Source organism: Nocardia sp. NPDC056952, assembly GCF_042674185.1.
GTDB lineage: Bacteria > Actinomycetota > Actinomycetes > Mycobacteriales > Mycobacteriaceae > Nocardia.
The window spans coordinates 595,568-609,871 of the sequence record NZ_JBHURA010000001.1 but is presented as its reverse complement, the minus strand read 5'-3'; the positions used below and the strand labels follow the sequence as shown (position 1 = coordinate 609,871).

11 protein-coding genes are annotated in these 14,304 nt (G+C 68.8%); 1 reads left to right on the top strand and 10 read right to left on the bottom strand.

Annotated features, from left to right (window positions below; translation table 11 throughout):
- Positions 1 to 30 precede the first annotated feature (30 nt).
- A complete protein-coding gene (locus ACFTS5_RS02605; RefSeq protein WP_378626857.1) occupies positions 31 to 825 on the top strand; it encodes an MBL fold metallo-hydrolase in 795 nt (264 codons plus the stop codon).
- 3 nt (positions 826 to 828) lie between these two features.
- Here the strand turns inward: ACFTS5_RS02605 and ACFTS5_RS02600 are convergent, their stop codons facing one another.
- From ACFTS5_RS02600 to ACFTS5_RS02555, 10 genes are all read right to left on the bottom strand, one after another.
- Positions 829 to 2,037, bottom strand: a complete 1,209-nt coding sequence (locus ACFTS5_RS02600; protein WP_378626856.1) for a cytochrome P450 — start codon at positions 2,035 to 2,037, stop codon at positions 829 to 831.
- A complete protein-coding gene (locus ACFTS5_RS02595; protein WP_378626855.1) occupies positions 2,034 to 3,692 on the bottom strand; it encodes a fatty acyl-AMP ligase in 1,659 nt (552 codons plus the stop codon). Before ACFTS5_RS02595 ends, ACFTS5_RS02600 begins: the two co-directional genes overlap by 4 nt.
- A gap of 8 nt (positions 3,693 to 3,700) precedes the next feature.
- The gene (locus tag ACFTS5_RS02590; RefSeq protein ID WP_378626853.1) at positions 3,701 to 4,438 is read right to left on the bottom strand and encodes a thioesterase II family protein; all 738 of its coding nucleotides are present in this window, start codon (positions 4,436 to 4,438) and stop codon (positions 3,701 to 3,703) included.
- On the bottom strand, positions 4,435 to 5,694 hold the full coding sequence (locus tag ACFTS5_RS02585) for a cytochrome P450 (RefSeq protein ID WP_378626852.1): 1,260 nt from the start codon (positions 5,692 to 5,694) through the stop codon (positions 4,435 to 4,437). The genes ACFTS5_RS02590 and ACFTS5_RS02585 overlap by 4 nt, the downstream gene beginning before the upstream one ends.
- Positions 5,691 to 6,584, bottom strand: a complete 894-nt coding sequence (locus ACFTS5_RS02580; protein ID WP_378626851.1) for a class I SAM-dependent methyltransferase — start codon at positions 6,582 to 6,584, stop codon at positions 5,691 to 5,693. Before ACFTS5_RS02580 ends, ACFTS5_RS02585 begins: the two co-directional genes overlap by 4 nt.
- 2 nt (positions 6,585 to 6,586) lie before the next feature.
- A complete protein-coding gene (locus tag ACFTS5_RS02575; protein ID WP_056810906.1) occupies positions 6,587 to 6,844 on the bottom strand; it encodes an acyl carrier protein in 258 nt (85 codons plus the stop codon).
- A 12-nt stretch (positions 6,845 to 6,856) separates the two neighbouring features.
- On the bottom strand, positions 6,857 to 7,774 hold the full coding sequence (locus tag ACFTS5_RS02570; protein WP_378626850.1) for an acyl-CoA desaturase: 918 nt from the start codon (positions 7,772 to 7,774) through the stop codon (positions 6,857 to 6,859).
- 61 nt (positions 7,775 to 7,835) lie between these two features.
- On the bottom strand, positions 7,836 to 9,089 hold the full coding sequence (locus ACFTS5_RS02565) for an MFS transporter (protein ID WP_378626849.1): 1,254 nt from the start codon (positions 9,087 to 9,089) through the stop codon (positions 7,836 to 7,838).
- The gene (locus ACFTS5_RS02560; RefSeq protein ID WP_378626847.1) at positions 9,067 to 11,295 is read right to left on the bottom strand and encodes a beta-ketoacyl synthase; all 2,229 of its coding nucleotides are present in this window, start codon (positions 11,293 to 11,295) and stop codon (positions 9,067 to 9,069) included. The genes ACFTS5_RS02565 and ACFTS5_RS02560 overlap by 23 nt, the downstream gene beginning before the upstream one ends.
- Before the next feature lie 29 nt (positions 11,296 to 11,324).
- Positions 11,325 to 14,304, bottom strand: a 2,980-nt coding sequence (locus tag ACFTS5_RS02555; protein WP_378626845.1) for an SDR family NAD(P)-dependent oxidoreductase, incomplete at its 5' end; no start/stop codon positions are given.

Here is a 14,304-nt window from a genome sequence, read left to right as displayed (position 1 = left end):
CGAAAACTTCCGTGTCGAAAGGTATGTCGCATGCACCTGACAATCGTCGGAAACCGAGCCGGTATGCCCGCCGACGGCGCAGCCAGTTCGGGCTATCTGGTCGAAACCGGCCAGTCGAGAATTCTGCTCGACTGTGGTCCCGGCATCGCGGTGATGCTCGGCAACTACCTGCACGCGAGCCTGCTCGACGCGGTGGTGATCAGCCACCTGCATCTGGATCACTGCTACGACGTGCTGCCCATCGGCAAGCAGGCGATGCGCCGAGCCCCCGGCGCCCCGGACCGCCGGATCAAGCTGTTCGTGCCGAAAGGCGCTCGCGCGAGGCTGGATCAGCTCGCCGCGCTGTTCCCGGTGAAGACCTTTCCCGACCTGAATCGGGCGTTCGACCTGGCCTACGAGGTCATCGAATACGAGCGCGGCGCAACGCAGACGCTCACCGACTGCAGCATCGAGCTGGTGCCCATGGTGCACACCGAACCCGCCTGCGGGATCCGGATCGAAAGTCCCACCGGCAGTATCGCGTTCACCGGCGACACCGGCTGGAACGACAACCTGGTCGCGCTCGCCGCCGATGTCGACATCTTTCTCGCCGAGTCCACCCTCGCCGAGCCGGATCACACAGCTCACGGCCATCTGTGCGCCACCGAGGTCGGCCGGGCCGCCGCGGCCGCGGGTGCGCGCTCGGTGGTGCTGACCCATCTCGGCTCGGCACAGCCGCAATGGCAGCAGGCTCGATGCGACGACGTGTCGGCGGAGTTCGACGGGCCCGTACACCTGAGCCGACCCGGCATGCGGTTCTCGGTGCCCGCCGAACAGCCGAGCTGAGCGCTACACCGCGACCGTCAGTGTCGCGAGGCCGCGCAGGTTGATCCGGCCGTTCCAGGTCTGGTCGACCACCGCGGCCTCGGGAAAACGGGCCACGAAGCGCGGGAACACGATCCGCGCCTCCATCCGGACCAGGGCGGCGCCGAGGCAGTGGTGGATGCCCGCGCCGAGCGAGACGTTCTGGTGCGCGTTCGGCCGGTCCAGGCGCAGGTCGTCGGCGTCGGCGCCCCAGAATTCCGGGTCCCGGTTGGCGGCGGCCAGCGCGCCGATCACCCAGCTGCCCGCCGGGATCTCGTGCTCGCCGACGCGCAACGGCGCGAGGGTGATCCGGCGCATCAGGTGCACCGGGGTGTCGAAACGCATCAGTTCGTCGACGGCGCCGGCCGCCAGGTCCGGCTCGGTGCGCAGCCGCCGTGCCTGGTCCGGGTGCCGCAGCAGTGACAGGATTCCGCTGCCGAGATGGGTCACCGTGGTCTCGTGGCCGGCGATGTAGAGGAACATCACCTGCGAGATCAGCTCGTCCTCGCTGAGCATGTCGCCGTTGTCCTCGGCGCTGATCAGCGCGGTGAGCAGGTCGTCGCCGGGGGCGGCGCGCTTCCAGCGGATCAGTTCACGGACCATCCCGAACAGTTCCTGGTTGGCGGCCCTGATCCGGTCCTGGGTCTCGGCGCTCGCGAACGGCTCGAACACCAGCACGACGATTTCGGTCAGCTCGCGCAACCGGGTGTGCTCGCCGACGGGGATGCCGAGCATCTCCGAGATGATGGTGAACGGCAGCGGAAAGGCCAGTTCGGCAATGACATCCGCCGTGCCCGCCGCGGCGATCCGGGCCAGCGCTTCCTCGACGAGTTCCTCGACGCGGGGCTGCAACGATTCGATGGACCGGGGTGTGAAGGCTTTCGACACCAGCCGCCGCAGGCGGGTGTGGTCGGGCGGATCCTGGTCCAGCATCGACAGCCCGCCCATCACCCGGCTCTCCTTGCGGACCTCGGTGCTGCCGCTCTTCCACGCGGGCAGATGCCGCAGGTGCTGCTCGTCGACGGAGTGCGGCGAGCGCTGCAGCGCGGCCACGTCGGCGTGCCGGGAGATGATCCAGAATCCGAGCGGATGTTGCTGCGCGGGTCCGGCGGCGCGCAGCTGGGCGTAGTGCGGATAGGGGTCGTCGGCGAATCCCGGTGCGGTGGGATCGAAGACGAAGGTCTCGGTGCTCATTCCAGGTATCGCTTTCTTGCCGCTGCTCGCATGATCTTTCCGCTGCTCGTCTTCTGCACGGTGTTCGGCGCGGCGAGCACCACGTCCGCCACGGCGAGTTCGTGCTCCTGCGTCACCGCTGCCCGGATGGCACCCACGATGTCGTCGGCATCGGCATCGGCGTCGCGCTCGAGCTCCTGGACGACGACCAGTTTCTCGCCGTCGCGTCCCGGCACCGCGAACGCCGCGCCACTGCCGGGTCGTAGCGCCGGGTGCGCGCGCGCCACGGTGTGCTCGATGTCGTGCGGGTAGTAGTTGCGGCCCCGGATGATGATCATGTCCTTGAGCCGGCCCACCACGTACAGTTCACCGTCGACGACCAGGCCGAGGTCGCCCGTGCGCAGGTAGGCGCGCTCGGCATCGTCGGCGAGGCGAGCCTGGAAGGTCGCGGCGGTCGCCTCGGGCAGGCCCCGATAGCCCTGGGCCACATGGTCACCCGCCACCCAGATCTCCCCTGCCCGATCCGGCGGGCAGAGCTCGCCCGTCTCCGGGTCGACGATGCGCAGGTCCTCACCCGGCAGTACCACTCCCGAACCGACGAGCGTGCGACCCTGATCCACCGCGGCCGCGACGTAGCGTCGATCGGCGAGCGCGTCGATGTCGGCGTCCAGCAACCGCGGACCGCGTCCCTTCCCGCTCGCCGAGACCAGCAACGTGGCCTCCGCCAGCCCGTAGCAGGGGAACACCGATTGGGCGCTGAACCCCAGCGGGGCAAAGGTTTTCGCGAACCTGTCGAGGGTTTCGGCCCGGATCGGCTCGGCGCCGTTGAAGGCGACCTTCCAGGAGCTCAGGTCCAGATCGGGCAGTTCGCCCGCCGCCGCGCGCGCGACACAGGCGTCGAAGGCGAAGTTCGGGCCGCCACTGGTGTGCGCGCGATAGCGCGAGATGGCCTCGAGCCACCGCAGGGGGCGCCGGATGAAGGTGGTCGGCGACATCTGGATACAGGTGGCGCCGACGTACACCGGTTGCAGCACATTGCCGATCAGGCCCTGATCGTGGAAGAACGGCGCCCAGCCGACGACGGTCGAGTCGCGGTCGTGGCCGAAACTGTGCCGGATCATCTCCTCGTTGGCCACGAGATTTCGATGCGTCACCATCACGCCCTTGGGCGCTGAGGTCGACCCGGAGGTGTATTGCAGGAACGCCACCGAATCCGGATCCACCGCCATCGGCGTGAAATCGATTTCCGCCGTACGCAATTCGTCGACGGCCAGCCACTGCTGTGCGGTACAGAGCGGCTCGAGCACCGATCGCAGGGGCTTGAGCACCTCCCCGATCGTCAGCACGGCGGCGGGGGCGCAGTCGGCGACGATGGCGCGGGTCGCGTCCTGAACCTTGCCGCGCCGCGGCGGATTCACCGGCACGGCGACGATATTCGCGTAGAGGCAGCCGAAGTAGGCGGTGATGAATTCGACGCACTGCGGGAAGACCAGCAGGGCACGGTCGCCCGGTTCGCACCGCGCGCGCAGCAGTCGCGCCACCGCCATCGCCTGGTCGTGGAGTTCGCGATAGGTCGTGGTGGTGTGCTCGGCACCGTTGTCGTCGAGGAAGATGTAGGCGATGCGGTCCGGCTCGTCGACGGCGCGACGCGCGAGGATGTCGGGTAATAGCTGCACGTCGGTCCTCAGGTCAGGGCGGCGGTCATGATCGCCGCGATAGCCGCGCGATGTCGATGGTGGAACAGGTGATCACCGGTGAACTCGTGCGTGGCGAACGGGCCGTCGGTCACCGTGCCCCACGCCCACACTTCTTCGGGATCGGCGATCGGGTCCTCGGTGCCGTAGAACGTCGTGATCGGGCAGGCGAGCCGAGGGTGCTGCCGGTGGCTGTACTCCTCCGACAACTCCAGATCCGCCCGCGTCAGCGGCAGCGCGTACCGCAGGAAGCTCGCGCTGCGGCCCGCCGCGCCCCACGCTCCCATCGCCGCCATCGCGTCGGCGAAGTCGTTGTCGGGCAGGCGATGCAGGACCGCGCGACTCGCCGCCAGGTGCGGTGCGCGGCGACCGGAGACGAACAGGTGGATCGGTGGCCGATCCGCGAGGGTCAGCGCACGGGCCAGTTCATAGGCGATCAGCGCGCCCATGCTGTGGCCGTAGATCGCCACCGGCGTTTCCGCCGATTGGGTTATCTGGCCGACCAATTCGTCGACCGCCTCGTCGACCCGGTGCAGCGGCGGCTGCTGCGCGACGTCCTCGCGGCCGGGGAGCTGGACGCGGACCACCCCGATCTCGGGCCCGAACAGGTCGGGCCAGCGGTTGAACGACGACGCCCCGGCGCCCGCGTGCGGGATGCACACCAGCCGGACCGCCGCGGGCGCGGTGTCGCTGCGCAACCATGACTTGACCAGTCCGGTGCCGGTCATGGCGCCCGCCGCACGTCGACGGGCAGGCTCTTCAGGCCGCGCACGATGAAACTGTGGTCCTGCCACTCGAGTTCGGCCGGCCGTTGTTCCAGGTGTTCGGAACGGACGAACAGGTACTCGAAGGCGACCTGTGCCTGCAGTTCGGCGAGCAGTCCGCCGAGGCACCCGTGCATACCGTGGCCGAAGCCCAGATGTCCACCGCCGGTGCGGGTCAGGTCGAACTCGTCGGGCCCGGTGAAGACGGCGGGGTCGCGGTTGGCCGCGCCGAGACACACCAGGATCTGGTCGCCCGCCGAGATCCTGGCACCGTCGAGCTGGATATCGCGGGTGGCCAGGCGCTTGGTCAATTGCAACGGCGGGTCGTAGCGCAGCGCCTCGGTGACCGCGGCCTCGACCGATTCCGGTCCGCGGCGCAGCAGCGCGGCCTGCTCGGGGTGTCGCAGCAGGGCGAGCGTTCCGTTGCCGATCAGCGATTTGGTGGTCTCGTTGCCCGCGACGAAACACATGATGCAGACGAACACCAGCTCCTCGTCGGACAGCACATCCCCGCCCGCGGTCCGCGCGGCGAGCAACTGGCTGATCAGATCGGTGCCCGGCCGGGCTCGCCGTTCGGGCAGCACGGCGTCGATGGCGGCGGCGAACTTCTCGACCACCGCGCAGACGCGCTCGAAGTCCCCGGCCTTCATCATTCCGGGTTCGAGCAGGAATCGGATGTCGTGGGTCCACGGCCCGACCCGGCCGCGCAACTCCTCGGGCAGATCCATCCACTCGCACAACACGGCGACCGGCAGCGGCGCGGCCAGGTCGGCGATGACATCCAAGCCGCCGTCGCGCCAGGCTCGCTCCATCAGATCGCCGGCGACCCGGGTCACCAGCGGTCGCAGCGATTCCACCGACCGGGCGGTGAACACCCGGTTCACCAGCCCGCGCAACCGCGCGTGATCGGGATTGTCGGTGAACACCAGCGACTTACGTCCGAGGCGTTCGATCTGCGCGACGCTGCAGTGCCCGAGCCGCTCGGCCTGCCTGCTCACCAGACTGGGGATCAGCCCGGCGCTGAACGAGCGGTCGTGCAGTACGCCGCGCACCTCGGCGTGCCGGGTGAGCACCCACATGCCGAGCGTCCGGTGCACCGGCTCGGCCTCGCGCAACTGCTGGTAGAGCGGATACGGGTCGTGCCGGAATTCGGCGCTGAAGGGGTTGAACCGAACCCGGGTCCTGGTCGGTGCGACGGGGTCGGGCGAATGCGTGGTCATGCCGACCGCACGCGTCGATCGGTGAAGAATCCGGTGCGGTAGGGCGCCAGCACCAGCCGCAGCAGGCCGATCTTGCCCATCCGGAAACCGAGCGCCGACAGCTTCAGATAGCGCTCGTAACGGGCGACCACGTCGGCGCCGACGATCTCGACGGCTTCGGCGCGGTGGGCCCGCAGTCTGCGCGCCCACTGTTCACACGTCCAGGCGTAGTCGAGGCGCCCGTTGCTGATCGAGCGCACCTCGAACAGTCCCTCGGCCGCGGCGGTGATCTCGGCCAGGGTCGGCAGGTCGGCGTCGGGGAAGATCTCCTGCTGCATGAAGGCGCTGGCCTGGTCGCGGGACATGTTCGCGTAGGCGATGGTCTGCAGCGACAGCGTGCCGTCGGGCTCGAGCCAGTCCCGGCACCGCGTGAAGAAGTCCCGGTACACACCGATCTTCTGTTCCGGCGAATCGTCGGGGGTCGCGAAGTGTTCGAACGCGCCGATCGAGATGATGCCGTCGAAGCGGGTGTCCGGCTCGTAGTGCAGCCAGTTCTCGGTCCGCACTTCGACGCCCGGGCAGGCGCGCGCGCGGACGAACTCGGCCTGCTCGGGGCTCAGTGTCAGCCCGACAGACCTGGCCACGCCCGCTCCGGCCAACCGTTCGAGGATCGCGCCCCACCCGCAGCCGATGTCGAGGACGGTGGCGGCGTGCTCGGCGCCGATCGCGTCCAGGTGGAATCGCAGTTTGCGGTCCTGGGCGAGTTCCAAGGTGTCATCGGGGTTTTCGCGCAGGGCGCAGGAGTAGGACAACGACTCGTCGAGCCAGAGGCGATAGAAGTCGTTACCCGCGTCGTAGTGGTGACGGATCGCTGCGGCGGCCGCGACGGACCGCTCGATATGCACCGACATCGCTACCCCACACTCCGCCGGCTCTGCTCGTGCAGGTAGGCGGCGACGGCGTCGAGGTTCGGGTTGTCGAACAGGTCCTCGGGCGCCAGATCGACGCCGTAGCGGTCCTCGACCTCGATCAGCAGCGCCACGGCGAGGGCCGAGTCGATGCCGAGGCGGTCGAAATCGGTGGCCGGGTCGATGGTGGCGGCCGGTACCTCGAGCAGACTCGCGAGGTATTCCTGGCACCAGGTGACAATGGCTTCTTTACTCGTATCCATGGTGAGAATTCCTTAGATTCGCTTGGCTGCCATGCGTTCGGCGGAGGGCATTTTCAGGTCCCAGGCGAGACCACAGAACGACAGTGTCCGAATAAGCCAGAAACCGGGGTCGAGTCGATACCAGTCCAACCCGAAAGAGGGCGACTCGGGAAACGCGTGGTGATTGTTGTGCCACGACTCCCCCAGTGTCGCGAGGGCGAATACACCACCGTTGTGGCTGTTCTCGCGGGATTCGTACCGACGGGTGCCGAACATGTGCAGGAACGAATTGATCGCCCACACGATGTGCTCGAGAACGAAGATGCGTACCAGTCCGCCCCAGAGCAGGCCGGCGACCGCGCCGGTCCAGCTCATCGAGACCAGGCCGCCGATCACCGTCGGGATCAGCAGCCCGAGCGCCACCCAGTAGTAGTAGAGGCGGGCGATGCGGACCAGGCCACGGTCCTTGATCAGATCGGGTGCGTAGTGCACCACGTTCGGGTACTCGTGGCGGCGCATCCACAGGAAATGCGAGTGGGCCAGGCCGCGCAGGGCCCCGCGCAGGCCGTCTCCGGCGAGGTTGGGTGAGTGCGGGTCGCCTTCGCGATCGCTGTACTCGTGGTGGCGCCGGTGCAACGCGACCCAGGAGATGACCGGGCCCTGGCCCGCCATCGAACCGAGGATCGCGAGCACCCAGGTCACCCACGGCGCCGCCTTGAACGTGCGGTGGGTGAACAGCCGGTGGTAGCCGACGGTCACGCCGAGTCCGGTGAGCAGCCACATCCCGAAGAGCAGGGCGAATTCCAGCAGACCGAAGGGCCGGACCAGCAGGAAGGCGAAGGCTACGACGGTGCCGATGATCGGGAGAATATCGAACAGCAGGAAATGGCGTCGTTGCAGTCGATGAATATAGGGACTGCTGATCGTTTTTCTGCGCGGATCGGGATTCATTTGTTCACTTCACCTCAGCGGTATAGAAACCGGGCGCAACATTATTACCGTAACCATCGCTTCAGCGGTCGGCGACGGCGTGTGACAATTGCCGATCGTCGGATCGGAATTGTTTATGACGGACCAGCGACAGCGCGACACTCAGCGCGCCGAAGCCGGTGGCGAACATCCAGAGGTGATCGGCGCCGAAGACCGCGATGACGGCTCCACCGATCGACGAGCCGAGTGCGGCCCCGAGATACAACGCCGAGCCATTGAGCGACAACAACATCGGTGCCTGCTCGGGGGCGGCGTCGGCGATCATGCTGTGTTGCTGCGCGGGCAGAAAGGCCCAGCCGACCACACCCCAGATCGTGACGAAGGCGACGGTGCTCGCCAAGGTGTGCGCGGCGATCGGCTGCCAGGCGAGGTTCGCGGTGAAGATCGTCAGCGCGCCGAGCAGGACCGGCCGGGCGCCGAATCGGTCGACGAGCACGCTCCCGCCCCACAGGCCGAAGATCGCGCCGACGCCGTGCGCCATGATCAGCGCGCCGACGTAGTCCGCCCCCACGGCCGGGACCTCGGCGTAGATGGGGCCCACGTAGGTGAAGACCATCAATCCCGCGGTCATGCCCGAGATCGTCACCGCGAGCCCCAACCACACCGGTGGGTGCCGCAAGGGTGCGAGTCGCTGACGCAGCGACACCAGGGGTGTGGTGTCGCCCACCGGAACCGTCAGTGCCACACCGACGGTCGTGATCACCGCCACCGCGGCGACGGCGACGAACGCCATCCGCCACGACGACAGCCCGGCGACCCACACCCCGAGCGGCACACCGGCCACGGTGGCGATCGAGATGCCGCCCAGGATGACCGCCAGTGCCCGTCCGCGACGGTCCGCCGTGGCCATCCCGGCCGCCGCCGCGGCAGCCAGGGGCACATAGATCCCCGCGACGCACCCGGCCGCGATGCGAGCCACCGCCATCACCCAGGGCGACCAGGCCACCGCGGCGAGCAGATTGACGACGGCGAACAGCGCGATCGCGGCCATCAGCAGTTGCCGTGGCGAGCGCACCCGCAGCACAGTGACCACGACGGGTGCGCCGAGCGCGTAGGCCAGCGAGTAGCCGGTGACGAACAACCCGGCGCCGGCGACGGAGACCCGCAGGTCGGCCGCCATCGGTGCCAGTACCCCGGCGACGAGGTAGTTGTCGGTGCCCGCGCAGAACGCGCCGAGCGCGAGCACCAGGACCGGCAGCCACCGAATCGACGACGGCACGGCGTCGGTGTCCGTCACCGGATGCCCGTGCGCTTCACCAGGGTTGGGCGTCGGCATCGCGCAACTCCACGGCGACATCGATGAGTTCGTAGATCCGCATACTCGGTTTCCAGACGCTCGCGTCGGCGATCACCCGGATCCGGCCGGGGCGCCGTTCGACGCTCTTGATGTGTACCTCGAGGGTCATCAGCTCGTCGGTCGCCAGGATCTGCCCGCGATACCGCCACGACATCGACACTCCCACCGGGAGCACGAATTCCGGCGCGACCAGCTCGGCGGCGAGGCCGGAGTCGACCGTCCACTCCTGCATCGCCTGGATCACCGCCTCGACCCCGAGCGATCCCGGCATCACCGGGTCGAGGTAGAAGTGGTAGCCGAAGAACCAGTCGTCGGCGGCGACCGGGCGGGTGGCACGCAGGTAGCCGAGCCCGAATGTGCCCGCGCCGTCGACGGTCTCGATGCTGTCGAGCATCGCCAGGTGCCCGACCGCGCACGGCATGCCGGTGCCCGCGGCGCGCCTGGCCGCCACGTCGATCACCCGGACAGCGGGGCGGCGCTGCTGGCTGTCGAGCCACGTCGGCACGAACTCGCCGTTGTCGAGTCCGTTCTGATTCGCCAGCGCCGGGGCGTTGAAGAACCCGAACAGCGACTCCCCCGCGTAGAACGGTTCACCGTCCACCGCGAGTTCGTAGGAGAACGTCTGCAACACGACGCCGACCAGGACGGTGGTGTCGATCAGCCTGCTGGTCTGCTGAATCGTCTTGTCCCGCAAATCGACCTCGCGCAGTACGGTCGCGGAGCCGTCGAGATTGCGCAGGCTGAAATCCTCCCCCGGCGAAGTGAGGGTGGCGCCGAGGAAGTAGCCGAGCAGCAACGCCGATTGCAGCGAGGTCTCCATGTAGACGACGTTGGGCATGGAGGCGTTGGCCGACTCGAGGTAGTACCAGGAGTCGGCTGGCGAGTCGTACTCGGTGTGCGAGCTGCCCGCGTCGAGCTGTCCGCGTCGTCCGTCGACGGCCATGACCCGGTCGCAGAGCTGGAGTCCGTGGTTGGGCATGCGGGTGGCCCTGCGACCCGCGTAGCCCGAGAACTCGGGGCCGAGCGCGATGCCGAGGTCACCGCGGGCGCTGTGGGTCATGTGGAATTCGCCGAGCAGCGCACGCTGCCCGAAGGCGTTGCGGCGGCCGAGGAATCGGGGAATCTCGCCGCCGACCTCGGGACCGATCGGCAGACCCGGTTCCTCCGCGATCTCGAGGGTGAGGCCGTGCACGCGCGCCACTACTTCACCCGCACACCAGATCTCGGCGTTGATCCGGAGCCAGGGACGCGGAAGCAGGTCGATCTGGACCACGTCGGCGATCAGCTCGACGGGGCCTGTCATCGGCGCGGACACGGTCACCTCGAAGGGCTCGCCCGCCTGGAATCGGGCCCCGGCCAGGCACAGCTGCAAGCCCGCGCGCACCGCGAAGACCTGGGCGGCCTGCCAGGTGAGCTCGGTTGCCGAGGTGACCGGATCGGGGCCGTCGACGCGGCAGGTGGCCCGCAATCGCCCTCTGGCCCATGGCCCTTCACGTCCGGCGATCTCGAGCACCTCGGTGAGGGTGCCGTGGGTGCCGTCGGTCAGCCGGATGTCGGGGTTGACGCCTTCCTGGTCGTAGGCCGGACCGAAGACAGCGGCGATGTCGCCCCTGCCCAGCGCGGCGAGGTCGGTGCCGTTCAGTGTGGTGATGGGCGTGCGGGCGAGGAACTTGAAGGCGTTCATGGTGGTCGCGGGCGCAGGCAGCTCGAAGACCACCGGGTGCCCGGGCGCCGCGGAGACCGCGAGACCGGTTGCCGGCGTGTAGTCGACCATCACCGCGAAGGACTGTTCCGCCCAGCTGGGCGACACGGGAGCGATTTCCGTGTCGGTCCGGACGACGCGCTCCTCGTGACCGAGACTTGCGAGGGCGCGCCGCTGCAATGCGGTCTGCACGTCCATCGCCGACAGGTGCGCGGTCACCAGCTCGGACCGGACCTCGTGCAGGAGGGCGGAAATGGGGTCGACAGGCACGTCGCCCGCCGGTGTGGGGGCCGAAGGTGCCGGTGCGGTGGTGTGTCGCACCGCGGGCACCGCCGAGCTCGGCGACGGGGCCTCCGGTGCCGTGGCCGGCGGGGATGACGGTGCGGGGGCGGGGCTGGTGGCCGGCTCCAGTGCCAGCGACCAGGCCAGGACGTCGAAGGGCTCACCGTCGAAGTCGAGGGTGTCCAGTGGTGTGATGGTCATCGGATCTCCATTCCTCACATCGACGATGCTCACGCGCGCTGCTCGCGTAACCGCACGGCCTCGGCGAACTTCTCGGTCATCTCCGGGGTGGCGATCACGGCGAGATCGGAGTAGCGCTGCAGCACAGTGCCGTTCGGATCACACGCCGTGACGGTCACGGTGACCTCGGTGCCGGTCGCGTTGGCACGCAGGTCGTCGACCACCAGCACGAACGAACTGTCGTCCGGCAAGGGGGCGAAGTACTCGATGCGCCCGATCGACAGCGGCAGGCAGGCCGAGTTCATGAACCACACACCGAGCAACGCGCCGGCCTGGATCGCGACGTCGGCCAGCACCGGACTGTGCAGTGCCCCCGCGTAGTTACCGGTGCCGATGCGGGCGTCGGGGAGCTTGCCTTCGACGACGAGGCGGCGGTCGGCTCGTTCCAGAATGCGGCGCACGCCCTGCAGCAGCGGCCCGTGGAACAGGTCCGCGGCACGGTAGACGTCGAGCCCGTTCTCCGGTCCCACACCGATCGCGTACCCCGGCCAATCGGAAACGACGGGAGCGGGCCGTGTTTCAGCGGCGAGGAGGAAGGTGCCGGTGAAGTGCGACGGCGCCAGTGTCTTGCCCGGTTCGTCGCTACGGATCCAGACCGTGACGCTGAGACCGTCGTCGACGACCGTCCCCGCCTGCGCCTCGAGCCGGTAGGAGCGTTCGTCCTTGCCGTCGTAGACGATGCCCCGCAGTACCTCGAAGCCGGTGCATTCCACCACCCGCAGGCCGGGGTTCGCGCGCTCGAGCACGTTGATCGCCCAGCCGAGTCCGGCGGCCGCCGGGAACACCGGGAACTTGCCGACGCGATGATCGCCGATCACCGCGTCCCCGGCCAGCGGCGCGAGATCACGGTGCGTAGCGAAAGGGCCGGTCGGGGTGAGGGTCACGGCCGTGGCCAGCGGTGCCGCGGGACCGACCAGCACCGACACGTCGTCGGCGCGAGCGGGAGCGAACTGTTCGGCGAACATCCGGGCTCCGGCGTCCATCCCGAGCAGCGCGACACCGCGGGCGAGGAAGACTTCGCGCAACTGCGGAGTCACCATGCCGCCGTCCCACGCACCCCAGTTGACGGTGGTGACGTGTCCGGCCAGACCCTGCCGTCGCCAGCTCACCGCCGCCCGGTTGAGGGCTTCGTTGGCGACCGCGTAGTCGGCCTGACCCGGATTGCCGTAGACCCCGGCCACCGACCCGAACAGGATGAGGTGCCCGAGCGTGGCCTCGCGCAGGGCGGTGACCACGTTGTACAGCCCGTCCAGCTTGGTCGCGAGGACGAGGCGGATGTCGTCGGCCGTCTTGGCGGGGAGCAGGGAATCCGCGAGGGCGCCTGCCCCGTGCACGATGCCGGTGATCCGGCCCGCGTCCGGTGCGAGTGCCCGCTCGGTGGCTTCGGCGTCGGTGATGTCGACCGCGAGGTAGCGCACCCGTGCGCCGGTCTCGGCCACGGCATCGACGGTCTCGCGGATCTCACGCTGTGCCAGGAGGTTTCGGGTGAGGCGGTCGACCTGCTTCGGGGTCGGCTGCTCACCCGCGGCACGCACAGCGGCGATGGCAGCGGCCTTGAGGGCGTCATCGGCGACGCCCGCCGCCCATTCCGGCTCGGCCTCGAGTTCGGTGCGTCCGAGCAAGAGGAACTCGCAGGGCGTGCGAACGGCCAGTGCACGAACACACCGCGCGGTCACTCCCCGGGCGCCACCGGTGACGACGAGAACATCGTCGGTGGTGAGGGCGAGTTCGGTGGCCGAGGCGGAACTTTCGACCGCCTGCGGACGCAGCGTCCAGCGGGTGTGGTCGGCGTCGACCCCGACTTCGCGAGCGTCGATCGCGGCGTCGTCGAGTTCGGCGAGGACGGAGACGATCAGTGCCTCGTCGGTCAGCAGCGGCGAGAGATCCAATGCCCGGCAGAACACTCCGGGCGCTTCCTGCGCGAGGGTCTTCACCAGACCGCTGACCCCGCCGACAACGGCGGCGGCTGCCGCTCGTTCACCTCGGTGGCCGAGCACCCCGTCGATGCGGGTGAGCGTGACGAACGCCGCCCGCGTCCCGGCTTCGGCGGTCGCCACCAGGCGGTCGTGCACCAGCGTGGCGGTGTGGATCGTATCGGCGAGCCGATGACCGCCCACCAGCCACTGGCTGTCCGCGGGCAGCACGGTCAGGCACAGATCCAGCCGCGCGACATCTTTCAGCGCGGCCTCGATCGCCCCCTGTACGGTGGCGCCGTCCCATGCGGCTACTCCGGCGTCGTCGCGGGCCGCGACGGCGGCCGTGCGCACGGTCCATCCCTGCTGTTCGAGGCCGGTCGCGAGAGCCGCCGCGGCGTTGTCACCGTGGTCGACGATCAGGGCCGTCCGCTCCGCCGCGTAGGGCTGGTCGACGCGGTCGATGGGGGGAAGTTCGACCGGCACGATCCGCAGCAGCACCGGATCGTTCTCGATCCCGGCCTGGCCGGATCCCGGCTGAAGCTCTTGTTCACCGGCGGCTTCCGAACCGCCACCCACCGTGGGGGCAGCCGGGGTGGTGGCGGGAGCGGCGGAGCCGGCGACGAAATCGACGATGTCGCTCAGCGTCCGCAGTTCGGCGACCTGCTCAGGACCCACGGCGGGCACACCGTCGATACGCTCACCGACCGCACCCATGATCTGCACACGCTTGATCGAATCCACACCGAGATCGGCTTCCAGATCCAACGACAACGCCAGCATCTCCGGCGGATAGCCCGTCTTCTCGGAGACGACCTGCACCAACACCGACCACACCGCATCGGCGTCGACCACCGATTCGGTCGCGGGCGCTACGCCAGGTGCCGAAACGACCGACGCGGCGACGAAATCCACGATGTCGCTCAGCGTCCGCAGTTCGGCGACCTGCTCAGGACCGACAGCGGGCACACCGTCGATACGCTCACCGACCGCACCCATGATCTGCACACGCTTGATCGAATCCACACCGAGATCGGCTTCCAGATCCAACGACAAC